At 65.3% G+C, this 23319-nt stretch carries 23 protein-coding genes; 15 read left to right on the top strand and 8 right to left on the bottom strand.

The features are described from left to right. Positions 1 to 2: 2 nt before the first annotated feature. The 7 genes from ACXAD2_RS26365 to ACXAD2_RS26335 form a co-directional block, all read right to left on the bottom strand. Positions 3 to 1982, bottom strand: a complete 1980-nt coding sequence (locus tag ACXAD2_RS26365; RefSeq protein WP_475177201.1) for a primary-amine oxidase — start codon at positions 1980 to 1982, stop codon at positions 3 to 5. 249 nt (positions 1983 to 2231) lie between these two features. Continuing rightward, a complete protein-coding gene (locus ACXAD2_RS26360) occupies positions 2232 to 3272 on the bottom strand; it encodes an AraC family transcriptional regulator (RefSeq protein WP_475177200.1) in 1041 nt (346 codons plus the stop codon). Between the two features lie 102 nt (positions 3273 to 3374). Beyond that, positions 3375 to 4481 (bottom strand): DmpA family aminopeptidase, encoded by a 1107-nt coding sequence (locus ACXAD2_RS26355; protein ID WP_475177198.1) that lies wholly within the window; start codon positions 4479 to 4481, stop codon positions 3375 to 3377. Continuing rightward, positions 4478 to 5296, bottom strand: coding sequence for an ABC transporter permease (locus tag ACXAD2_RS26350; protein ID WP_475177196.1), 819 nt, complete (start codon positions 5294 to 5296; stop codon positions 4478 to 4480). Before ACXAD2_RS26350 ends, ACXAD2_RS26355 begins: the two co-directional genes overlap by 4 nt. Next, positions 5293 to 6177: an ABC transporter permease gene (locus ACXAD2_RS26345; RefSeq protein WP_475177194.1), complete on the bottom strand. Its 885-nt coding sequence runs from the start codon at positions 6175 to 6177 to the stop codon at positions 5293 to 5295. The genes ACXAD2_RS26350 and ACXAD2_RS26345 overlap by 4 nt, the downstream gene beginning before the upstream one ends. After that, a complete protein-coding gene (locus tag ACXAD2_RS26340) occupies positions 6174 to 7298 on the bottom strand; it encodes an ABC transporter ATP-binding protein (RefSeq protein ID WP_475177193.1) in 1125 nt (374 codons plus the stop codon). The genes ACXAD2_RS26345 and ACXAD2_RS26340 overlap by 4 nt, the downstream gene beginning before the upstream one ends. Continuing rightward, a complete protein-coding gene (locus tag ACXAD2_RS26335) occupies positions 7295 to 8317 on the bottom strand; it encodes an ABC transporter substrate-binding protein (RefSeq protein ID WP_475177190.1) in 1023 nt (340 codons plus the stop codon). Before ACXAD2_RS26335 ends, ACXAD2_RS26340 begins: the two co-directional genes overlap by 4 nt. A 111-nt stretch (positions 8318 to 8428) precedes the next feature. Here ACXAD2_RS26335 and ACXAD2_RS26330 point away from each other — a divergent pair, with 111 nt between their 5' ends. The 4 genes from ACXAD2_RS26330 (at position 8429) to ACXAD2_RS26315 (ending at position 11622) form a co-directional block, all read left to right on the top strand. Next, on the top strand, positions 8429 to 9295 hold the full coding sequence (locus ACXAD2_RS26330; protein WP_475177188.1) for a MurR/RpiR family transcriptional regulator: 867 nt from the start codon (positions 8429 to 8431) through the stop codon (positions 9293 to 9295). Between the two features lie 84 nt (positions 9296 to 9379). Next, a complete protein-coding gene (locus ACXAD2_RS26325; protein WP_475177185.1) occupies positions 9380 to 9700 on the top strand; it encodes a hypothetical protein in 321 nt (106 codons plus the stop codon). A gap of 88 nt (positions 9701 to 9788) precedes the next feature. Continuing rightward, positions 9789 to 10232, top strand: a complete 444-nt coding sequence (locus ACXAD2_RS26320; RefSeq protein ID WP_475177183.1) for a c-type cytochrome — start codon at positions 9789 to 9791, stop codon at positions 10230 to 10232. 1 nt (position 10233) lies between these two features. Then, on the top strand, positions 10234 to 11622 hold the full coding sequence (locus ACXAD2_RS26315) for a multicopper oxidase family protein (protein WP_475177182.1): 1389 nt from the start codon (positions 10234 to 10236) through the stop codon (positions 11620 to 11622). 9 nt (positions 11623 to 11631) lie between these two features. Here the strand turns inward: ACXAD2_RS26315 and ACXAD2_RS26310 are convergent, their stop codons facing one another. After that, positions 11632 to 12666 carry a LacI family DNA-binding transcriptional regulator gene (locus ACXAD2_RS26310; RefSeq protein WP_066110261.1) on the bottom strand — a complete coding sequence of 345 codons (1035 nt, stop codon included), beginning with the start codon at positions 12664 to 12666 and terminating at the stop codon, positions 11632 to 11634. A gap of 157 nt (positions 12667 to 12823) precedes the next feature. Here ACXAD2_RS26310 and ACXAD2_RS26305 point away from each other — a divergent pair, with 157 nt between their 5' ends. The 11 genes from ACXAD2_RS26305 (at position 12824) to ACXAD2_RS26255 (ending at position 23303) form a co-directional block, all read left to right on the top strand. After that, complete coding sequence (locus ACXAD2_RS26305; RefSeq protein ID WP_066110259.1) at positions 12824 to 13798, top strand: sugar ABC transporter substrate-binding protein; 975 nt, start codon at positions 12824 to 12826, stop codon at positions 13796 to 13798. Between the two features lie 135 nt (positions 13799 to 13933). Then, positions 13934 to 14980, top strand: a complete 1047-nt coding sequence (locus ACXAD2_RS26300; protein WP_066110257.1) for an ABC transporter permease — start codon at positions 13934 to 13936, stop codon at positions 14978 to 14980. A gap of 11 nt (positions 14981 to 14991) precedes the next feature. Then, positions 14992 to 16005 (top strand): ABC transporter permease, encoded by a 1014-nt coding sequence (locus ACXAD2_RS26295; RefSeq protein WP_066110255.1) that lies wholly within the window; start codon positions 14992 to 14994, stop codon positions 16003 to 16005. Continuing rightward, complete coding sequence (locus ACXAD2_RS26290; RefSeq protein WP_475177177.1) at positions 16002 to 16820, top strand: ATP-binding cassette domain-containing protein; 819 nt, start codon at positions 16002 to 16004, stop codon at positions 16818 to 16820. The genes ACXAD2_RS26295 and ACXAD2_RS26290 overlap by 4 nt, the downstream gene beginning before the upstream one ends. 67 nt (positions 16821 to 16887) lie before the next feature. Beyond that, entirely contained in the window at positions 16888 to 17796 is a 909-nt protein-coding gene (locus tag ACXAD2_RS26285; protein ID WP_475177174.1) for a sugar phosphate isomerase/epimerase family protein, read from the top strand. Then, positions 17793 to 18815 carry a Gfo/Idh/MocA family oxidoreductase gene (locus ACXAD2_RS26280; RefSeq protein ID WP_066110250.1) on the top strand — a complete coding sequence of 341 codons (1023 nt, stop codon included), beginning with the start codon at positions 17793 to 17795 and terminating at the stop codon, positions 18813 to 18815. The genes ACXAD2_RS26285 and ACXAD2_RS26280 overlap by 4 nt, the downstream gene beginning before the upstream one ends. An 11-nt stretch (positions 18816 to 18826) precedes the next feature. After that, on the top strand, positions 18827 to 19999 hold the full coding sequence (locus ACXAD2_RS26275) for a Gfo/Idh/MocA family protein (RefSeq protein WP_475177172.1): 1173 nt from the start codon (positions 18827 to 18829) through the stop codon (positions 19997 to 19999). Between the two features lie 91 nt (positions 20000 to 20090). Then, entirely contained in the window at positions 20091 to 21032 is a 942-nt protein-coding gene (locus ACXAD2_RS26270; RefSeq protein ID WP_475177169.1) for a sugar phosphate isomerase/epimerase family protein, read from the top strand. An 11-nt stretch (positions 21033 to 21043) separates the two neighbouring features. Next, entirely contained in the window at positions 21044 to 22084 is a 1041-nt protein-coding gene (locus ACXAD2_RS26265) for a Gfo/Idh/MocA family protein (protein WP_475177167.1), read from the top strand. Positions 22085 to 22087: 3 nt separating this feature from the next. Then, complete coding sequence (locus tag ACXAD2_RS26260; protein WP_475177164.1) at positions 22088 to 22372, top strand: putative quinol monooxygenase; 285 nt, start codon at positions 22088 to 22090, stop codon at positions 22370 to 22372. 1 nt (position 22373) lies between these two features. Next, positions 22374 to 23303, top strand: coding sequence for a TIM barrel protein (locus ACXAD2_RS26255; protein ID WP_475177162.1), 930 nt, complete (start codon positions 22374 to 22376; stop codon positions 23301 to 23303). The last annotated feature ends 16 nt before the right edge of the window (positions 23304 to 23319 follow it).

Raw genomic sequence — 23319 nt, 5'->3', positions numbered from 1 at the left:
GCTCACTCCGCCGCGATCTTGTTCGACCGGCAGCACTTTGCGCCGTTCGGGTCCTTGGGCACATCGAGCGTCGGGTTGCGGTCAAAGAAGTTCTCGGGGCGCAACTTGAAGCCCGCGTAATCCACCGGCATCACCGGCCAGTCCTCGGTGCGCGGGAAGTGGGTCAGGCCGAAGGTGTGCCAGACCACGATATCCTCGCCATCCACCGAGCGGTTCGCCGCGGCATAGGCCGGAAGCCCCGCGCCGCCCGGATGCTGGTTTGGCGTGTAGCCCGCCGCCCACATCTCGTCGCGGTCGAACTTGGTGACCCAGAGCGATTTGGTGGCAAAGCCCGCGCGCTGGGTGATCGAGGCCGCGTCATCCGCCAGCAGCAACGGCAGCCCTTCGGGCGCCAGTACATAAGCGGTGGGCTCGCCGAGGTAGTTGGTCGTCTCCGCCGAGGAGATGCGCCAGACCCGGCCCAACTCGTTACGGGCGACGCGCTGCGCATCCTCTTCGGTCTCGAGCCGGGTGATCTGCCGGGTGAAGGCGTTGCCCACCGGGTTGCCCTTGCCCATCGGTACGCGCTTGACGTCGATCTCGTCGACGCGGTTCTTCAGCCCGTCGATGGCAAAATCGAGCCTTGCCGAGAACATGTGCTGGTGTTGCGGCGCGCCCAGTTGCGGCGCCAGTTCTGTGGCCCATTCATAGTCGCCCTCGGGGCGGCCCGAGGTGAAGACGATGCCGGTTGCCTTGCACTCAAGCTCGATTTTTCCGTCGAGGTAGAAGTACCAGTAGAAGCCGTAGTCGTAATTGCCGACGGTGACGAAGAAGGACACCACGAGGCGGCGCTGGCGGCGCACGTCGGAGCGGCCGGTGAAGATGTCGGTGTGCTTCCACAGCGTGCCGAAGTCTTCTTCGTGGATGCAGATGGCGTTCTTGATCTCGATGGGGTTGCAGAAGTCATCAACCACCGTAGCGTCGACATAGTGGATTTCGCCAAGGCAGTCGCAGCCCAGCACCAGCGAGTTCGCCAGACGCCCGAACTGGTATTCGCCCGCGTCGAAGTAGTTCTGCCACTCGTGCGTCGGCTGCGGCTCGCCATAGGGCACCACCATCTCGGACACCGAAGCGCGGTTGAGGATCGAGCGGTCGCGGTCGCCGTCCTTGAAGCGGATGTCGTGCAGGGTCAGCCCCTCGCGCCCGTTGAAGCCGACGCGGATGGACCAGTTCTCCCAACTTAGCACATTGTCCTCCATGGTGAAGGACCCGCCCTGCGGCTGGGTGATGTTGAGCGGCTTCATGGTCTCGCGCTTTTCGATCGCCGGATCGAGATAGTCGTCGTTCTGCGCGGGCACGGTGGGAAAGCCGGTATCGACGAAGCGCAGCACCTTCCGCTCGGTGAGGTCGACATGGCAGACGACGCCCTCGATCGGATGGGCCCAGAGCGCGTGGATGGCATCGGCGCTCGGCGCTTGGAAGCTCAGCACGCGCAGCATGCGGCGGCCTTCCTCTTCCTCGAAGCCGAAAACGCCCGCCGAAAGCGGACAGCAAAAGACGGTGTCGAGATCGGTGATGCCGCGCTTGGCCAGCGCCTCGACGAAGCGCGGATCGGCCTTGGCAATCTCTTCGGCGGCGACATAATCCTCGTCGAGCACCGGGCCCCAGCCGTCGACCTTGGGATCGAGGCTGCGCTGGTGGATGATCTTCTTGGCGGGGATGTCGACGATGATCTCGGTCAGCGCCCCGGCGGCAAGGTCAGTGACCAGCACGCCGATCTCACGCGGGATGGCGGCGCCGGGGGTGAAGCTCGCCAGCGTCTCGCGGGCCGGTTCGCGCAGCATGACGTAGGAATAGCGCGTGCTGTCCCCGGCAAAGCCCGCCGCCGCGAGGACGGCCTTTAGCGTGGTGACCTCCTGCGCGGAGATCGGGTCCAGCGGGTGTTTGACCGGCTGCGTTGCGGCGGCGTCTGCGGGCGGTGTGTCGGTGATCGTGTCGCTCATGTCGTCCTCTCGGGGTCGCGGTTTTCCGAAAGGCTGAAGAGAGGCGCTGCGTGCATCTATTGCGATACGCGCCAAAAATTCGATAAAACGCGCCAAATGTGCCGCCAGCTGCGCTTTCTTGTCGCAACCTGCGGTGGCGCGGCGCGAGGGGCGGAAAAGGCGTTTTCACGCTGCATCTTTGCTGGGCGCTTTGTGGCGCGGTCTGATTGCGCGCGTGGCAGAGCGCGAATTCACGCCGAGGTGAGTCGCCTAGTTGCGGCGGCGCGAGGGGGCGTCTCCGGTCCAGTCGCGGAAGGCGCGCCAGAACACGGTTTCATCCGAATAGCCCAGCGTGGCGGCCACGGCTTTGAGCCGCGTTCCCGGATGCGAAAGCTGCTGCTCGGCAATCGTCTGGCGCTGAGCGCGGACCAGATCGCGCAGCGAGCTACCTTCGGCGGCGAGGTGGCGCTGCAGGCTGCGCGGGGCCATGCCGAGCGCCGCCGAGACCGTCGCCAGATCAACGGGCGCATGGCCGAGGTTGCGGCTGATGACCAGTTGCACCCGCTCGCTCACGCTACGCTCGGGGTCCTGCGCGTGAACTAGATCGGCCACGTGGCGCTCGATCACAGCGATCAGCCCGGCGTCCTCGGTCCGATGCGGCGTGTCGAGGCCGCTTGTGTCGAAGAGGATCCTGTTGGCGCTTTGCTCGAAACGCACGGGCGCACCAAACAGCCGTTCCAGAAGATCGGGGCGGCGCGAGGGCGCGTGGGTGAAATGCACCTCTTCGGGGGCCCAATGCCGGTCGAACGAAAGGCGCAGCAACTGGCACAGGCAGGACAGCGAGAACTCGGCGTCCTGCGCGCCGGGGGCGCCGGTGGGGCTGCGGATCTGGTAGCTGATGCTGTGCCAGCCGGTGTCGTCCTTGGCCTGCGTCAGCGTCATCTCGGTGGCGCTCTGCAGCGCCGCCAGCGCCCCCATGAAACGGTGCAGCCCGCGCCGGATGGTGGCCGATTGCGCCAGCAGCAGCCCGGTCGGACCAAGGTCCGCCGGGGTGATGGCGCGGCCCAGACGGGCCCCCAGCACCGGGTCCTTGGCGGCACGGGCCGCGCCTTCAAAGATCGTCAGATAGGCCGAGAGCGGGATCTCTTCATAGGGATCGCGCAGCGCCGCAAGATCGAGCCCCTCGGCCCCGACGATCTCCGCCAGCGCTTCGTGCTGCGCCTCGAAATGGCGCAGCACCGGCACGAGCGCGGTGGCGCGAACGAAGGGGCGGCCCGAGGCAGGGGCGGAGGGTGTGGCGGCAGGGGGCATGAGGCTCCTCGTCGGTTGAGGGACAAGTATTCCCCGCTGGGCGGCCCTCGGCAAGCGCCGCCGCGCCGCCGCCTTGCCTGCCGCCGTACCTGCCACCCTAGCTCAGCCCTGCAGCAGCGACATGAGCCTTTCGGTGTCCATCGCGCGGCAGGTGCCGACCGCGGGTCGGGCCATGGGCACGTCCTCGGCGGCGCAAAGCGCGTTGAGAACCGCTTCGTCCACCGCTTCCACGGCGGCCATATAGACCGGGTCGAGCAGCTCGTCGTTCAGGCAGGTCATCTGCCGCCACGGGCCCGAGAGTTGCGGCAGCGGCATCTCATTGGCGGTCGAGAAAGCGAGGAAGATATCGCCCGAGTTGTTGCCACCCGGGGAGCCTGCGCGGCCGATGCCGATGGCGGCGCGGCGCGACAGGCGCTCAAGCTGGCTGGGCGAGAGCGGCAGGTCGGTGGCGAGGATCACGATGATCGAGCCGCGCTCGGTCATCATGTCCACGATCCGATGCTCGGTCATCTGCGCCCCGACCCGGCGGCCTGCCACGGTGAGCCAGGGCCGCAGCCCGTGGTTGGCCTGCACCAGCGCGCCCATGGTGAAGCTCGCGCCATCGACCTCCAGCGTGCGTGAGGCGCTGCCGGTGCCGCCCTTGAACTCGTAGCAAATCATCCCCGCACCGCCGCCGGAGTTGCCTTCGCGCAGCGGGCCGGGTTTCGCCGCATCCAGCGCCTGCCGCGCCAGCGCCTCGGTCACATGCAGCCCGTTGATGTCGTTGAGCACGCCATCATAGGTCTCGGCCACGACCGGCATTGCCCAGAGGTGGTTGTCCTCCCACGTGCTGCCATAGGTCTCGATCATCCAGCGCACCGCCGCCGTGTGGCAGGGGCCGATGGCGTGGGAGTTGGAGATCATGATCGGCCCGGCCAGCCAGCCACCGTCACGCACCCAATGCGCGCCGGTCATCTCGCCATTGCCGTTGAGGCTGAACTGTCCGGCCCAGACCGGCTTTGGTTCGGGGTCGCGGCCACGCGGCAGGATCGCGGTCACGCCGGTCTGCACCTGAATGCCGCGGGTGGCGAGCGAAGGGTCGCGCGACGACAGCAGCTCGGTGGTGCCCACTTCGATCCCCGGCACATCGGTGATGGCGTTGAGCGGTCCGGGAGTGCCGGGCAGGGGAATGCCCAGTTCGCGCGCGCGCGGCTTGGTCGTCACGGTCATTTCTGTCGTCTCGATCTGAAGTAGAGGCCGATGGCGGCGATCAGCAGGGTGAACAGCAGCATCAGCGTGGCAATGGCGTTGATCTCGGGCTTGATGCCGCGGCGAAGCAGGCCCCAGATGTGGATCGGCAGCGTGGTGTTGCCGGTCCCGGCGATGAAATAGGTGATCACCAGATCATCCATCGAAATGATGAACGCCAGCAGCCAACCGCCCAGAATGCCCGGCGCGATGCCCGGCAGGGTGACTTTGCGGAAGGTCTGCGCCGGGGTGGCGCCAAGGTCTGCCGAGGCTTCCTCGACGCTGGTGTCGAACTCGGCGAGCCGGGCAGAGACCGTCACGAAGACGTAGGAGATCAGGAAGGTTGACTGGCCGATGACGATGCTCAGCAGCGACAGGTTCATCCCGATGGTGATGAAGAAGATCAGCAGCGCGATGCCCAGCACGATGTCGGGCATGATCATCGGCATCATCAGCAGCGTCCGGTAAAAGCGCGCCAGACGAAAGCGGTAGCGCGCCACCGCCAGCGCCAGCGCCGTGCCGAAGACGGTGGAGAGCACAGAGGTCGAGAGCGCGACGATCAGGCTGGTGCGCACCGCGCCGTAGAGCTGGTCGGAACTATCCACATAGGTGGTGCTGTCGGTGATCGCGGTCTCCATGCCAAAGATTTGCCGGTACCAATCCAGCGTGAAACCGTCCCAGATCATCATGTTCACGGTGTTGGCGTTGAACGAATAGATCACCACCAGCAGGATCGGCGCGTAGATGAAGGCGAAGAAGAGCAGGCCATAGAGGTTCAGAATGCGGCGCAGGATCATGCCTCGGCCTCCCGGCGCGCGAGGCGCAACTGCATCACCAGCAGCACGAGAACCGCGCACATCACCATCATCGCCAAGGCCGCGCCGAAGGGCCAGTTGCGGGCCGAGAGGAACTGCTGCTCGATCAGGTTGCCGATCATCAGAACCTTTGCGCCGCCCAGCACCGACGGCACGATGAAGTTGCCCAAGGCCGGGATGAAGGTGATCACCGAGCCGCCGATGATGCCGGGCAGCGTGGCGGGCAGGACCACTTTGCGGAAGGTCTGGACGCGGGTGGCGCCGAGGTCCGAAGAGGCTTCGATCTGCGCCATGTCGAGTTTCTCGATCGAGCCGTAGAGCGGCAGGAACATGAAGGGGATGAACACATAGGTCATCCCGAGGATCACCGCGAAATCGGTATAGAGAAACTCGATCGGCTCCGAGGTCAGGCCGATCGCCATCAGCCCCTGATTGAGAAAGCCCGTGGGCCGCAGGATCAGCACCCAAGCGAAAAGCCGGACGATCAGGCTGACGAAGAACGGCAGCGTGACGAGAAAGATCGAGAAATCGCGCAGCCCGGGGCGCATCCGGCTGATCCAGAACGCGGCGGGATAGCTGATCAGAAGGCTGGCAAGAACCGTCAGCGCCGCCAGCCGCAGCGAGCGCAGAAAGATGGCGATATAGACCGGATCGAATTTCTCATAGCGCGTGTCGGCCCAGCCAAGAATGCGCCCGTAGTTGAGATGCGAGAAGATCCAGTCGACACCGCCGTAAAGGCCCGGCGTGAGGAAGCTGTAGACCAGCGTGATCAGCAGTGGGCCGAAGAAGAAGAACAGCAAGAACACCGTCGGCGCGCCAAGCAGCCCGACGAGATGCAGGAACTTGCGGCGGGCGAGGGTCATGGCTTTGCCTCGTCAATGAGGTGCAGCCCCTGTGCCGGGGCGTGCAGCGTCAGCGTGCTGCCGAGGCCGGGCAGGGCGCTGTTGCTGCGCAGCAGGGCGGTAATCGTGCCATGGGCGGGTGTGTCCAGCGCGATCTGGTGATCGGTGCCGGTGTAATAGGTCTCGCGGATCGTGCCGGTGAAGCTCAGCGCATGGCCCTCGGGCGGCGTGGCCGAAAGCGCCTCGGGCCGCAAGAGCAGCGTGGCGGTGCCGGGAGCGTGGGCGGTGGCAAAGCTCTGGCCGTCGGGCAGGCAGGCGCGGCCCCCCTCGATCTTCACGGGCAGCAGGTTGCTCTCGCCAAGGAAGTCGGCGGTAAAGAGGTTGGCCGGGGTCTGGTAAAGCTCGGTCGGCGCACCGATCTGCTGGATCCGGCCATGCGCCAGAACCGCGATGCGGTCGGACATGGTCAGCGCCTCTTCCTGATCGTGGGTCACGAAGATAAAGCCGATGCCCAGCTCGCGTTGCAGTGCCTTCAGTTCCTGCTGCATCTTCTGGCGCAGGTTCTTGTCGAGCGCTGAAAGCGGCTCGTCGAGCAGCAAAAGCTTGGGCCGTGCCGCCAGCGCGCGCGCCAAAGCGACACGCTGCTGCTGGCCGCCGGACAGTTGCTGGATCGAGCGTTTCTCCATCCCCGCAAGCCCGACCAGTTCCAGCATCTCGCCCACACGCGCGCGGATCTCGCGCTTGTCGCGGCCCGCGATCTCCAGCGCGTAGCCGACGTTGCGCGCCACGCTCATATGGCCAAAGAGCGCGTAGCGCTGGAACACGGTGTTCACCGGGCGGCGGTGCGCGGGCATCTGGGTGACCGCGGTGCCGTCGATCAGCACATCGCCCGCGTCCAGCGTCTCAAAGCCGCTGATGGTGCGCAGAAGCGTGGTCTTGCCGCAGCCGGAGGGGCCGAGAAGCGTGACAAATTCGGCGCTGGCAAGCTTTAGCGAGATGCCGTCGAGCGCAGTCATCGTGCCGCCTTCGGGGGTGCGGAAGGCTTTGCGCGCGTTGATGATTTCAAGAGGAGAGGGCATGGTGGTCCGGTCCTGCGCGCCGGCGGGGATGACCCCCGCCGGAGAGGTGTCAAAGGGTGTCATTGCGCGGTCTTGATGCGCGTCCACTCGGAGTTGTAGAGTTGCAGGTCGCGGCCCAGATCCTCGAAGATCTGCAGCTTGTCCATCACCTCCTGCGGCGGGTAGATCGTCGCGTTTCCGGCGATCGCCTCGGGGATCAGCTTCTGCGCGGGAAGGTTCGGCGTGCCGTTCATCTGCTGCTCGACGTTCAGCGCGGCCATCTCGGGGCGCAGGTAGAACTCGAGGAACTTCTTCGCCGCGTCCTTGTTCGGCGCGGACTCCAGCACGCAGATGTCTTCTTGATAAAGCGTCGCGCCCTCTTCGGGGATGATATAGCCGATGGTGTCGGGGTTCTCTGACACGTAAAGGTTCGCGCCGACGTACCAATGCGCCGCCGCCACGTCGCCCGAGATCACCTGCGGCACCGAGTCATAGGTAAAGGCCGTGACGCCATCGAGATGCTCGATGATGTAATCCGCCGCCGCCTCGACCTCTGCCGGATCGGTGGAGTTCACCGAGTTGCCGTTCATGATCAGGCCGATGCCGATGGTCTCGCGCAGATCGTCCAGCAGGGTGACCTTCTTGCCGCTCGCACCGAGGGCGAAGAAGTCTTCCCAGCTCTTGATGTCGCCAGCGAGCTCTTTGTTGTAGACGATGCCGACGTTGCCCCATGCGTAGGGCAGGCAATATTCGGCGTCGGGGTCGGTCTTGGCACGGATGAACTGCGGGTCGATGTTCTCGAACCCGGGGGCCGAGCCGATGTCGGTTTTGGCCAGCAGGCCAAGCTGGAACATGATGTCGTGCATGTGCACCGAGGGGAAGACGATGTCATAGCCCGTCGCGCCGGCCTGAATTTTCGCCAGCATCTCTTCGTTCGAGCCGTAGCTGTCGAGGGTGACCTCGATCCCGGTCTCTTCGGTGAAAGCTTCGAGCACGGCCGGGTTGATGTAATCGCCCCAGTTGTAGAGCGACAACGTCTCGGCAGAGGCGGCGAGCGGCGCGAGGATCAGCGCCGTTGTTGCGGCAAGATGCATCTTTTTCATGGTTGGAGGACTCCCTGTCAGGCTGTTTTTCGGTTTTGCCTTGAGTCGCCAAAATGGTTCGATACTGTCATTTTCGTCAAATGTTAGTTTTCTGTCGTCAGGGAAATCGCCATGTCTCACGGGTTCGCCTCCTATGCCGAAGCGCCGGTCGATGAATTTGTAAGCAGGATGGAGGAAGGTCTGCCGACGCTGCCCAAGCAGGAGGCAAAGGTTGCGCAGTATTTTTTGCTCAACCTGAATTCGATTTCGTTCGAGACCGGCAAATCCATCGCGCAAAAGGCGGGTGTGGCCGAGATCACCGTGGGGCGCATGCTGCGCCGCTTCGGCTGCGCAGGGATGAAAGAGTTCAAGGCGATGCTGCGCCACCGCTATTCGGTCACGGGCGAGAGCCTCGCCGATGACAGCGGCGAGCTGCCCGAAGACTGGCAGGATCAGATGAACGCCGAATTGCGCGCGGTCAGCACCGTCTACGCCAAGATCAACACGCCCGCCTTTGCGGCGGCAGAGCGCTATCTGCGAGAGGCGGAGGAGGTCTATGTCACCGGGTTCCAGACCGTGCGCGGACTGGCCGAAGACACCGCGCGGCGGCTGGCGCTGGCGCGGCCTCGGGTGCGTTTCCTGTCGGGCCACGACAGCATGCTGTCGGAATGGCTCGACCCGCCCGCGCCGGGAGGCAGTTGCCTGCTGATCATCGACGTCATCCCCTATGCCGCCGAATGCGAAACGCTGGCGCGGATGGCGTGCGAGCAGGGGCGCTCGGTGGTGGTGATCACCGACGAATATTGCCACTGGGCGCATGAGGTGACCGACGCGGTGATCAACACGCCTTCGAAGACCGGGCTGTTCCTCGAATCCATCCTCGGGCTCAACGCCGCGACGAGTTTTTTGGTGCACGCCACGGCGACGGCCTCGGGCGCCGACATGGACCAGCGGATGCGCGACTGGAAGCGGCTGGCGCATCGCATCGGGATTTTCTGACGCAGCGAAGATGGCGCAGCCGTGAGCGGGGCGCTGTTGACCATGGGCGCGCTGTCTGGCGATATGTCGGGCCAAGGAGGTCCGATGCGCCAGCTTTGCATCATGTTGCTCGTGGGATGGATGACCGTCCTTTTGGCGCCGGTTGCCGCGCAGGCGATGGGCGTGACCATGAGCCATTCTCCCGCCTGCAGCGAGTGCGCGCATCCGGATGGAAGCGCGGGCACCAATGCGCATCACGACGAGCATCCCTGTGCGGGTGCCTCGCCCTGTTGCGCGATGCTTGAGGCGTGGCAGGCCGCTGCCCCGCGCGTGGTGGCCGTTGGGCTGCCCGGTCACGGCGTGCCCACACCGCGCGTCCTGCGGGCCCATAGCGTCGCCACCGATCCGCCCCCTCCGCGCGCCTGACGAAAATGATCGCTGCCGGACCCGTCCGGCACCCCCATTTTCCGGATCGCCCCGATGAGCAGGGACGATCCCAGTCAGGATAGCTCCCATGAAGACCAAACCCCTCATCGGCCTCGCGGCCGTCGCCCTTGTCGCAGTTGCGGGATGGGCCATTTTTGTACCGCAAAAGACAGCGCCGGACGCGGCGGCGCAGACCGCGCCCGCCGAGGGCGCACCGATCGCCGACGTGACGCTGCCTGCACGTTTGTCCGAGACCGCCAGCTTGGGCAAAACCGCCTTCGACGCGGTCTGCGCCGCCTGTCATGGCGAGAACGCCGCGGGCAAGCAGGGCTTCGGCCCGCCTCTGGTGCACAAGATTTACGAGCCCTCGCACCACGGCGATGCCGCCTTTCAGGTCGCCGCCGCGCAGGGCGTCCGGGCGCATCACTGGCGGTTCGGCAATATGCCTCCGCAGGACGGGGTGACAGCGGGCGACGTGACGGCGATCATCGCCTATGTCCGCGAATTGCAGCGCGCCAATGGGATCGAATGACATGACACTGATGATGTCTCGCCGCGCGGTCTGCGCGGGCCTTCTCGCAGCGCCATTGATCCGCCCCGGCAGAGCGGCGGCCAGCGCGCCCGCTCCGCTCACCGCCCGCGCCGCGTCGGTGCAACTGGCGCCGCCGGGCTACGGCATGACCGAGGTCTGGAGCTACGACGGCAGTTTGCCCGGCCCGGTGCTGCGCGCAGCGCAGGGCGGGCGGCTGTCGCGGCGGCTGGTCAACGAGTTGGAGGTGCCGACATCCGTGCACTGGCACGGCATCCGCATCGACAACGCCATGGACGGCGTGGCGGGGCTGACGCAAGAGGCGGTGCCGCCGGGCGGAAGTTTCGACTATGACTTCGCGCTGCCGGATGCCGGCACCTATTGGTACCACGCCCACACCAACTCGATGGAGCAGGTGGCGCGCGGGCTCTCGGGCGCGCTGATCGTCGAGGAAGCGACGCCGCCGGATGTGGACGCGGATGAGATCCTGATGCTGGACGACTGGCTGATCGATCCGGACACCGCGCAGTTCTACGCAGATTTCACCGCCCCGATGATGCGCAGCCATGCCGGGCGGATGGGCAATTTGATCGGGGTCAACGGGCGCTTCGATCACCGGCTGAAGGCCGGGCAGAACGCGCGGCTGCGGCTGCGGCTGATCAATGCGGCCAACGCCCGTATCTTTGTGCTGCGGCTGCAGGGGATGGAGGGCTGGACCGTGGCGCTTGACGGCATGCCGCTGGCGTCGCCCGAGCCGCTGGTCGAAGAGATCATTCTGGCTCCGGCGCAGCGCGTGGACCTGATCGTCGATGTCACCGCCGAAGAGGGCACGCCCGCAGGTCTACTCTACGCGGGGGATGACGACAGCTGGCAGGCGCTGGTGGAACTGGAGGTCAGCGGGAGGACCTCCGGCGCGCGGCGTGCCGCGCCGCAGCCGCTGCCGCCCAACCCGCGTATGCAGATCGGTGGCCTTGAGGAGGCCACGCCGCGCGAAATGCGCATGGAGGGCGGCGCGATGCGCGGCATGGCCTCGGGGCGTTTCGAGGGCCGGCAGATGAACTTTCAGGAGCTCATCCAGCGCGGCCAGTTCTGGGCGCTGGCCGGACAGGTGGGGCGCGGCGCAGATCCCTTTGCCCGCTATAGGCTTGGCGAGACGGCGCGCATCACCTTGGTCAACGACACGGTCTTTCCGCACGCCATGCATCTGCACGGCATGCATTTCCGGCAGTTGATCGAGGGCGCTGCGGGGCCGATGCGCGACACGCTTTTGGTGATGCCGCAGCAGAGCGCCGAGATCGCCTTCGTCGCCGACAACCCCGGGAAATGGCTGCTGCATTGCCATATGCTGGGCCATGCGGCTTCGGGGATGAGCAACTGGATCGAGGTGGTCTGACGCGCGCCGTCAGATGTTTTCCGGGGTCACGATGTCAAAGGGGATGGTGCGCTGCAGCGTGGCGCTCTGGGTGTCGTCGTGGATCACGTCGATCATCGTCTGCACCAGCAGCGTCGAGGTGGCCTCGGGCGGGTGGCAGAGCGCCGCGGTGATCAGCCCCTCTGACAGCCCCTTGCGGGTCTCGGGGCCAATGTCGCGGCAGATCAGCCGGATGTTCCGGCGACGCTCTTCCGGTGCCTTGCGCAGCGCCTGCAGCACCCCCGAGATGCCGCCGCCAAGAATGAGGATGCCGCGCAGATCGTCGGTGGTCTCGAGCAGGTCGCGCACCATCTCATAGGCGACGCCGGATTCCTCATGCGTCGGGCGGCTTTCCTCGACCGTGAGATGCGGCGCATGCTCGCGCAGGTAGGAGCGCAGGCTGGCATCGGCCACGTCCTGACACTGGTAGCGGTGGTTGCCGATGAAGCTGGCGACGCGTCCCGGCTCATGGGTCATCTGCGCGATGAGCCAAGCGGCGGTGCGTCCGATCTTCCAGTTGTCAGCGCCCACATAGGCGGCGCGCTCGGGGGCCGACTGGTCGGTGATATAGGCGACCACCGGCTTGCCCTTTTCGCGCAGCGCGCGGATGCCCTGTCCGATCAGCGGATGGTCTGCGGCGATCACTGCCACCGCGTCGCACTCCTGACCAAGCGCGGTCAGCCGAGCCGAAATGTTTTCCGGCGTCAGCAGGTCGACGAAATCCACCAAGGGCTCGATCACCTCGTCGCGGCGCGCGCGGCAGGCGGCGATGATGTGCCGACTGAAGAGTTGGTAAAGCTCTCGGTTCGACTGTTGCAGCAGGAATCCCAGCCGGTAGGTCGGTGCCGATTTGCGCAACCGGTCCTCGATCGCGCCGATCCCGTAGAAGCCGATCCGTTCCGCGGCGGCCTGCACGCGCTGCATCGTGCTGCCACGCACCGAGGCGGTGCCGCCAAGGATACGGTTCACCGTCGAGACGGAAACCCCTGCTTCTTCTGCAAGATCTGCGATTGTCGGCCGGTTCATTCGGGCTCCTCCCCAGGGCTCATGTCATTTTGAATGACACATTTTGAAACGAATGACACTAATGATCTTATTTTCTGTTCCAGAAATTTCAAGCTTCGCGCTATACATTTCGGCACTGAGACCCCCACGGAGGAGGTGGGGACAGGGAGGAAGTTCAATGACCAAATTCAGCCGTATCGCGGCCACCGTTTCGTATGCCGCCGTTGCAGCCGTCGCCGCCACCGCGGTTTCCGCTGCCAATATCTTCGTTGTTGGCGGCAAGCCCGACGATCCCTTCTGGTCCATCGTGAAGCGCGGCGCAGAAGACGCCGGGCTCGTCGCCGAGGCGCAGGGCGGATCCGTCACTTGGCTCGGGCCGCAGAACTACGACAACCTCGGTGTCGATGCCGCGGAACTGATCCGCCAGGCGATCGATCAGGGTGCCGACGCCATCGTCGGGCCGAACTGGGTGCCCGAGGCGATGGACCCGGCCTTTCAGGCGGTGGTCGAAGCCGACATTCCGCTGATCATCTACAACGCCGGTGGTCTCGATGCCGCAGACCGTCTCGGCGCGATGAACTATGTCGGCTCGGACGACTACAAGGCCGGTGTCGCTGGCGGCGAATATCTCACCGAGAACGGTCAGACCAATGGCGTCTGCATCAACACGCTGCCGGGCGCGGCCAACATCGAGGCCTATTGCAACGGCTTCGTCGAGGGCATGGGCAACGGCGGCGGCGAAGGTTCGGTGCTGCCGCTCCCGGCGACCTCCTTCGGCTCGGCCACCGCGGTGGCGCAGGCGGTGCGCGCGCATCTGCTGCAGCACCCCGAGATCGACGCTGTATTCACCGTCGGCAACGTCGATGCCAACTCGGCGATCAGCGGCATCCAGCAGTCCGGCAAGATGGGGCAGGTGCATGTCTGCGGCATCAACTTCGACGAGACCATCCTGAACAACATCAAGGACGGCAAGCAAACCTGCGCCATCGATCAGCAGGGCTACCATCAGGGCTTTCTCGCGGTGTCGATCCTCAACAGCTACGTGAACTACGGGCTGACCGTGCCGACCCGCGAGATCCTCACCGGTCCGGGCATCATCGACAGCTCCAACGTCGAGGCCACCATGGCCGGCGTGAAGGAAGGCACGCGCTAAGCGCGCCCCTGACCTCATGAGCATCGGCCGCGCGTGATCCGCGCGGCCAAGGGAAGACACGGCGCAGCCCGGGCTGCGGCGCGGAGCCTCGTGTCTTCCCGACCCACCGGACCGAACCAGCACGGGGGAGCCAAAATGGCCACTGCCACCCAACAGAAATCCACGACGGCGAGCGCGAGACCATCGCTGCAGTCCTCTCTGGGTCAGCTCGTACGCCGGCCCGAGACGGGCTCCGTGCTCGGCATGATCGCGGTCTTCGTCTTCTTCGCTCTTGCCGCGGGCAAGATCTTCCTGTCGCCCGCCGGTTTCGCCAGCTGGCTCAACGTCGCCGCAGAGATCGGCATCGTCGCGCTGCCCGTCGGCCTGCTGATGATCGCCGGAGAGCTTGACCTGTCGGTCGGCGCGGTGATCCCGGCCTCGTCGCTGACACTGGCGGTGATCTCCGGCCATTACGGCCAGCCCGAGATCGTCGGCATCCTCGCGGCGCTGGGGGTCGGCCTGCTGGTCGGCGCGGCCAATGGGTTTCTGGTGATCCGCACCGAGGTGCCCTCGCTCATCGTCACCATCGGCATGATGTTCGCGGTGATGGGGCTGACGCTGGGCTTTTCGGTGATGCTCACCGGCTCGACCAGCACCTCGATCGTGCCGGACGCCTTCTATAAAGGCCTTCTGGGGCAGTTCATCGGCGGCATGTTCCAGGTCACCATCTTCTGGTGGATCGCCTTCGCGCTGGTCATCGGCTACGTGCTGCATGTCGCGCCTTGGGGCAACTGGATCTACGCCTTGGGCGGCGACAAGATCAGCGCCCGCAACGCGGGTATCCCGACCGAGCGGCTTACCATGTCGCTGTTCATGACCAGCGGCTTCTGCTCGGCCTTTGTCGGCATCAGTCAGGCCATGGTCTACCAGAGCGCGCAGGTCGCGGGCGGCCAATCCTTCATCTTCAACTCGATCATGTGCGTGGTCATCGGCGGCGTGCTTCTGACCGGCGGCTTCGGGTCGGTGATCGGCATCGTGCTCGGAACCATCACCTTCTCGATGGTCAACCAAGGCATCTATTTCACCGGGTTCGACCCGAACCTCGGCAGCGTGATCATCGGCGCACTCCTGCTTCTTGCGGTGCTGATGAACGACACCTTCCGCCAGATGGCGCTGTCCTACTCCACCAAGAAGAAAAGCTGAGGAGAGAGACAATGTATGACCTCATCGTCGGAAAACTCCTGAAGCGGCCCGAGGCCGGATCCATCCTCAGCCTGATCGCCGTGATCCTGTTCTTCGTGCTCTTCGGCGGCGTCGATCTGACAAGCCTCTTCGGGGCCGCCAGCTGGGTGAACTTCGCCGCCAACCTCGGCATCGTCGCCATCCCGATGGGCATGCTGATGATCGCCGGAGAGCTCGACATCTCGATCGGCGCGATGATCCCGGCAGGCTCCATGAGCATCGCGATCATCTCGGGCTACTACGAGATGCCCATCGTGATCGGCATCCTTGGCGCGCTCGGCATCGGTGTCATCGTCGGACTGATTAACGGGATCCTGACCGTGCGCACCTCGGTGCCCTCGCTGATCATCACCCTCGGCACGCTGGTCGCCATGCAGGGCATCGTGCTCTCGGCCTCAGTGCTGCTGACCGGCAATGCCTCGGTGCCGCTGCAGGCGCCCGGCTGGGCCAAGGCGATCTTTGGCACGCTGCTTGGCGGATCGTTCCAGATCATCATCCTGTGGTGGCTCGCCTTCACCGTCGTAATGGTCCTCGTGGTTCACCACACCCGCTACGGCAACTGGATCTTCGCCATGGGCGGCGACAAGATCAGCGCCCGCAACGCCGGTATCCCGACCGACCGGATGACCATCGCGCTCTTTGTCCTCTCGGCCACCAGCGCCTCCTTCGTGGGCATGTGCGGCGCCATCCTGTTCAACTCGGCACAGGTCTCGGGCGGCATGAACTACATCTTCAACGCCGTCGTCGCGGTGGTCGTCGGAGGGGTGCTGCTGACCGGAGGCTTCGGCTCGATCCTCGGCATCTTCTTCGGAACGCTCACCTTCGCAGTGGTCAGCCAAGGCATCTATTTCACCGATATCGACCGCAACTGGTCGAGCCTGATCATCGGCGTGATGCTTCTCGTGGCTGTGCTCATGAACAACAGCTTCCGCAGCGCAGCCCTCAACTTCTCACCCATGAAAAAGAAAGCGGGGACCAAGGCATGACCCATCCGGTTCTGGAACTTCGCAACGTCAACAAGAGCTTTGGCCCGATCGACGTTCTGCACGACATCACACTGCAAGTGAACGCGGGCGAAGTGCTCTGCCTGCTCGGCGACAATGGCGCAGGCAAGTCCACCCTCATCAAGACCCTCGCCGGCGTGCACAAGCCGACCTCGGGCGAGATGTTCATGGACGGCGAGAAGGTGAGCTTCGACAAGCCCAAGGACGCTGCCGACCGCGGCATCGCCACGGTGCACCAGTTTGGCGGGACCTTTCCGCTGATGTCCATCGGGCGCAGCTTCTTCGTGGGGGTCGAGCCGACCAAGAAATTCGGCCCGTTCCGCATCTTCGACAAGAAGACCGCAAATGAGACCGCGGTGAAGGCGGTGCAGGAATTCGGCATCACCCGCATCGACGACGGCGACCGGCTGATCGGCGGCCTCTCTGGCGGCGAGCGCCAGTCGCTGGCCATCGCCCGCGCGGTCCACTTCGGCGCGCGCGTGCTGATCCTCGACGAGCCCACGGCGGCGCTGGGGGTGAAGCAGGCCAGCCACGTGCTGCGCATCGTGCTCGAGGCACGCAAGCGCGGTCTGGCGGTGATCTTCATCACCCACCAGGTGACCCACGCCATGGCGGTCGGCGACCATTTCGCGGTGCTGATCCGCGGCGCGCTCGCGGCCAACTTCATGCGCGGCGAGAAGACCCGGGAAGAGATCACCGATCTCATGGCAGGGGGGGAGGCCCTCGCCAGTCTGGACGCCGACATCGAAGGGTACATGGAGACCCACCAAGGTCATCCGCCGCAGCCGGTGGCCTGAGGACAAAAAGCCGCGCCGCCCGTCACGCGGCGCGCGCCCCGACATCTCTTAGGGAGGAGACAGAGCCATGAAGATTGCGCTCGACCCGTTCATGCACCGCCACCTGAGCCTTGAAGAGCTGCCCTCGAAGGTCGCCGAGCTTGGCTACGAGTGGATCGAACTCAGCCCCCGCGCGGATTTTCTGGAGTGGTTCAAGGCACCCCGCGTCTTCCCGGATCGCGTGAAGAGCTTCAAGAAGGCGCTCTCGGACTCCGGCGTCGGCATCGCGTCGCTGCTGCCGATGTACCGCTGGGCCAGCCCCGACGAGGCCGAGCGGCAGGCTGCGGTGCGGCACTGGAAACGTGCCATCGAGATCTGCATCGAGCTGGGCGTCGACACGATGAACAGCGAATTCGGTCGCGGCCCGCACCCGGACAAGGGCGGCTGCTACTGCTGCCACACCGGCTCGATGATCGAGAGCAGCGAGGATGCGTGGTGGCGCTCCATGGAAGAGCTCGTGCCGATCTTCGAGCGCGAGGGGATCATGCTGCACATCGAGCCGCACCCCGAGGATTGGGTCGAGGAACTGCAGCCGGCGGTCGACATCATCCGCACGGTGAACTCCAAGCAGGTGAAGTTCCTCTACTGCGCGCCGCACACCTATTACTTCGGAGACGACACCAAGGCGATGCTGCGCGAATGCGCCGATGTGCTGGCGCATGTGCATGTGGCCGACACGTTCAACCATAAGGCCAGCTCGGGCCTGCGCTACATCCTCAATCCGCCGGGCACCAACGCCCGCATTCACCAGCATCTCGACATCGGTCAGGGCGAAGTGCCTTGGGACGACTTCTTTGGCACGCTCGCCGAGATCGGGTTCGACGGCATCATGACCGCCTGCGTCTTTGCGTGGGAGGACCGCATGGACGCCTCGGGCACCTTCATGCGCTCCGAGATGCAGCGCTACATCGACAAGCATTTCGGGGGTGCAAAATGAGCCTTCGTGTTGGTGTGATCGGGACGGGGATGATCGGGCAGGATCACATCCGCCGTCTGACCCAAGTCCTCTCCGGGGTCGAGGTGGTCGCGGTGAGCGACATCGACCGCGACCGTGCAACCTCTGCCGCGCCGCAGGGCGCCGAGGTCTATGACACCCCTCAGGCGCTGATCCGCGCCGAGAATGTCGACGCCGTGGTGATCTGCTCGTGGGGACCGGCGCACGAAGAGCAGCTGCTCGACTGCATCGCCGCGGGCAAGCCGGTGTTCTGCGAAAAGCCGCTGGTCACCTCGGAAGAGGCGGCGCTGCGGGTGATGGAGGCCGAGGTCGCCTTTGGCCGCAGGCTTGTGCAGGTGGGCTTCATGCGCCGTTTCGACGCCGATTATCGGCGGCTGAAGGCGGTGCTCGACGGCGGCACGCTGGGCCTTCCGCTGATGTATCATTCGGTGCACCGCAACGCATCGGTTCCGCCGGGGCTCTACACCTCGGAAATGCCGCTCAACGACACGCTGGTGCATGACGCCGATATCTCGCGCTGGCTGCTGTCGGACGAGATCGCCTCGGTCGAGGTGCGCCTACCGCGCAAGTCCCGTCAGGGCGGCGAGTTGCGCGATCCGCATTTCGTGCTGCTGCATATGGCGGGCGGGGCGATCGTGGATGTCGAGATCTCGGTGAACATCGCCTACGGCTATGACATCCGCGGCGAGGCCTCCTGCGAGCGCGGTGTCGCGGCGCTGCCCAACCGTCCGGCCACGGTGGTCTCGGACGCCAGTGGTATCCGCCAGACCATCCCCGAGGATTGGCGCGAGCGCTTCATCGAAGCCTACGATCAGGAGTTCCGCGAATGGATCGCCGCCGCCCGCGAGGGCACGGCGACCGGGCCGAGCACCTGGGACGGCTATGCCTCGACGCTGGTGGCCGATGCTGCGCTGCGCGCTGTCGCCAGCGGCGGCCGCGAGATGATCCGCATGCGCGACAAACCGGCGCTTTACGAAGCGCCGATCTCGCGGGCAGCCTGAGGAGGGCGGATATGATCAACGGCGAACGCACACTCTCGCGCCCCCTGCGTTGGGGCATGGTCGGCGGCGGGCGCACCGGGCAGGTGGGCTACAAGCACCGCACCGGCGCGCTGCGCGACGGCACCTACCAGCTGCTGGCCGGGGCCTTCGATCTCGACGCCGAGCGCGGTCGCGACTTCGGCACCAACCTCGGCGTGGCGGCGGACCGCTGCTACGCCACCTATCAGGACCTGATCGCCGGTGAGGCGGGGCGCGAGGATGGCGTCGAGGTGGTCGCGGTCGCCACGCCCAACTTCACCCACTACGAGATCACCAAGGCGCTGCTGCAGGCAGGCATCCATGTGATCTGCGAAAAGCCGCTCTTCTTCACCGTGGCCGAATGCGACGAGATCGCCGCGCTGGCCGAGGAAAAGGGGCTGATCGTCGGCGTCACCTACGGGTTCACCGGCCATCCGCTGGTGCATCAGATGGCGGCGATGGTGGCCAAGGGAATGCTGGGCGAGATCCGCATCGTCGACATGCAGTACACCCACGGTTTCAACGCCGGGGACGATACCGATGCGGGCGAGGCGGTGAAATGGCGCACCAACCCGGCAACCGCGGGTTCGACCTTCGTGCTCGGGGATATCGGCACGCATCTCTACTATCTTTCGGAAGTGGTGCTGCCCGAGCTCCGGATCGAAAAACTGCTCTGCGACCGCAAGGCCTTCATCCCCAGCCGTGCTCCGCTCGAGGACCATGCCACGGTGCTCATGCATTACGACAATGGCGCGCGCGGGCGGCTCTGGGTCAGCTCGGTCAACGCCGGGAACATGGGCTCGCAGCAGTACCGCTTTGTTGGGTCCAAGGCCTCGGTGCAATGGTCGGACAGCCATCCCGATCAACTGATCTATGAGGTGCAGGGCGAGCCGAACCGCATTCTGCACCACGGCATGCCCTATCTCGAGGATGAAAGCCTCGCGGTGGACCGTATGGGCGCGCTGCACACCGAAGGGCTGGGGGACAGCTGGGCCAATATCTACCTGTGGATCGCCGAGGCCATCGACGCCAAGGCGCGCGGGGATGAGGCCTTCCTCGACACCCACCACTACCCGGGCATCACCGCCGGCACCGAAGGCGTGCGCTGGCTGGAAAATTGCGTCCGCTCCGCCGATGGCGGCTCGGAATGGGTCACCTACCAGTGACCCGGCACGGCGGGGCGGCCTCTGGTTCTCCTCCCACTCCCAAATCGGGGCGGCCTCGCCGGACTGTATTTACTTCTTCGGAGTCAACGAGATGAAACTTTCCATCTGCACCGACGTGATGGGTGATCTGTCTTTCACCGACATGCTCGACAAATGTGTCGCCCTCGGCGTCGAGGGGATCGAGATGACCGGCGGTGGCTGGTCGCCCGCACCGCATTTCCGCGCCGAGACGCTGCTGGCCGACCGCGCCGAGCTGAAGCGCCGCCTCAAGGAGATCGAGGCGCGTGGCCTCGAGATCGCCGCGCTCAACTGCTCGGCCAACCCGCTCGATCCGGGCGAGATGGGCAAGCGTCACCGCAAGGAGATGGAGGACACCATCCGCCTCGCGGGCGAGATCGGCGTGAAGAAGATCGTCACCATGTCGGGCCTGCCCGAAGCGGCGCCCGGCGATATGGTGCCGAACTGGCTGGTCTATACCAAGTCGTGGCCCGATGAGATGCCCGAGCGCGACCGCTACCAATGGGAAGACCGAGCCTTCCCGCTCTGGCACGACCTCGTGAAGCACGCCAAGGATTGCGGCGTCGAGAAATACGCGCTGGAGAATTTCTCGGCGATGCTGGTGTGGAACCCCGAGACGCTGTTCCGTCTGCGCGATGAAGTGGGCGACATGGTCGGCATGAACCTCGACCCCAGCCACCTCTTCTGGAAGGGGGCCTGCCCGATTGCCGTGGCGCGCGCGCTTGGCCCGGCGATCCACCACGTACACGGCAAGGACACCCGGATCGAGCGCGGCCTCTGCGACGTCAACGGCCTGCTGGAACTCAAGGAGGTGACCGATGTGGCCAACCGCGCATGGAACTATGTGGCGGTCGGCGCGGGCCATGATCTGCAATGGTGGAAAGAGTTCTTCTCGGTGGTCGGCATGATGGGCTACGACGGCTGGGTCTCGCTGGAGATGGAGGATTTCACCATGTCCACCAACGCCGGGATCCAGTCCTCGATCGACGCCCTTCAGGCCACGATAATTCGCTGAGGGCAGAGACCATGAAGATCGGCGTTGTCGGATACGGAACGGGCGGGCGGCACTTCCATGTGCCGTTCATCGCGGCGGCGCGGGGCGTCAGCCTCGCGGGTATCGTCGCGCGAGCGCCTGCCACCGTGGCCGCCGTGCAGGCGGAGCTGCCCGGCACGCCGATCTTCTCCAGTCTTGCGGCCATGCTCGAGGCGGGCGTCGATGCGGTGACCATCACCACGCCGCCGCAGACCCGCCGTGCGCTGGTGCTCGAGGCCATCGCGGCGGGCGTCCATGTGATCGCCGACAAGCCTTTCGCCCCCTCAGCCGCCGCCGCGCGCGAACTGGCCGAGGCGGCGCGGGTCAAGGGTGTCACGATCGGCGTCTACCACAACCGCCGCTGGGACGCGGATATCCGGACCCTGCGCAAGCTGATCGACGATGGTCGGCTCGGGACCGTCTGGCGGCTGCACTCGCGCATGGATTTCGACGATCCCGCCACGCTCGAAGCGGGCCCCACGGGCGGGCTGCTGCGCGATCTCGGCAGCCATGTGGTGGATCAGGCGCTCTGGCTGCTGGGGCCGGTGGTCTCGGTCGATGCCCAGCTTGATATGGTGGACCTGCCCGAGGGGCCGACCGACGCTGGTTTCGTGCTGACCCTGCGCCATGAAAATGGTGCGCATTCACATATTTCCGCCAGCAAGCTCAACCATCTCACCTGCCGCGAACTGCGCGCCTATGGCAGCGCGGGCAGCTATGTGGCCGCTGGCACCGACGTGCAGGCTCAGGCGATCTTTGCCGGACAGCGCCCGGCGGATGATCCCCAAGGCTGGGGCTACGACGCCGAGCCGCATTGGGGCACGCTGCGCACCGCTGCGGGGGCGGTGAAAATCCCCTCCGAGCAGGGGCGCTACCATGCCTATTACGAAGGCTTCGCCGAGGCGGTGCGTGACGGCACGCCGCCCCCGGTCACGGCCGAAGCGGCCATCGCCACGCTGGCCGTGCTCGACGCCGCCCGGCGCAGTGCCACCGAGGGGCGCAGCATCGCCCTTTCTGAGATCGAAGGGGCCTGAGCCATGTATAAATTCATCATCACCATCGAGCTGATGCCCGGCACCCGCGATGAGATCCTCGCCCGCGCGCCCATCGCGCAGGCCGCCACCCGCGCCGAGCCGGGCTGCCTTGCCTATGATTTCTTCACCTGCACCGACGATCCCGACAAGCTGGTCTTCGTTGAAAGCTGGGTGGATGAGGCCGCGCATGGCTTTCACATGGAGCAGCAGCACACCAAGGATTTCATCGCCTTCCACGAGCAGTTCCACAAGCGGCTCACCTTCGAAACCATTAATGTGGCGGTCTGAGATGAGCGGGCCGATCACCATAACCTGCGCGCCCTGCTGCTGGGGGGTGGACGATGTGAGAAACCCGCATCTGCCGCCTTGGGAGCAGGTGCTGGACGAGGCCGCCGCAGCGGGCTTCGGCGGGCTCGAGTTGGGGCCGTATGGCTATATGCCCCTGGATGCGTGTCGGGTCGGAGGCGAGCTTGAAGAACGCGGTCTATCCATCGTCGCAGGAACGATTTTCGACGATCTCGTCTCAACCTCCAATCGCGACGAACTGCTGCGGCAGACCGCCGAGATCTGCGCTCTGATCACCGCGCTTCCAAAGCCGCAAAGCCATAAGGGCCAGCGCTTCGAGGCGCCGTATCTGACGGTCATGGATTGGGGTCACGACGTGCGCGATTACGCCGCCGGTCATTCGGACCGCGCGCCGCGCCTGTCGCCGGACTACTGGCGCGGCATGATGGACAACATCCGGGCCATCGCAGAGCTGGCGCGGGACCGCTACGGCGTGCGTGCGGTGATCCACCCTCATGCGGGCGGCTACATCGAGTTCGCCGATGAGCTGGATCAACTGGCACAGGACATCCCCGCGGAAACCGCGGGCCTCTGCCTCGACACCGGCCATATGGACTATTCGGGCATGGACCCGGTGGCCACGCTGCGCGCCTATGCGGATCGCGTGGATTACATACATTTCAAGGGCATAGATGCCGAAGTTTATGCGGATATCATGTCGCGCGAAATCCGCTTCTTCGACGCCTGCGCCGAAGGGGTCATGTGCCCGATCGGCAAGGGCTGCATCGACTATTCCGCCATCCGGTCACTGCTCACGGAACTCGGCTATGGCGGCTTTATCACCATCGAACAGGAACGCGACCCACGGAACAGCGGCAGCATCCTGCAGGACCTGGCGGCCAGCCGGGACTTCCTGCGGCGCGCCGGGTTCTGAAGCAAGAAGGGGGGAG

This window comes from Salipiger sp. ABN3_019, assembly GCF_056158605.1.
The sequence above is the reverse complement of the archived record's forward strand: the minus strand, read 5'-3'. Positions and strand labels throughout refer to the sequence as shown.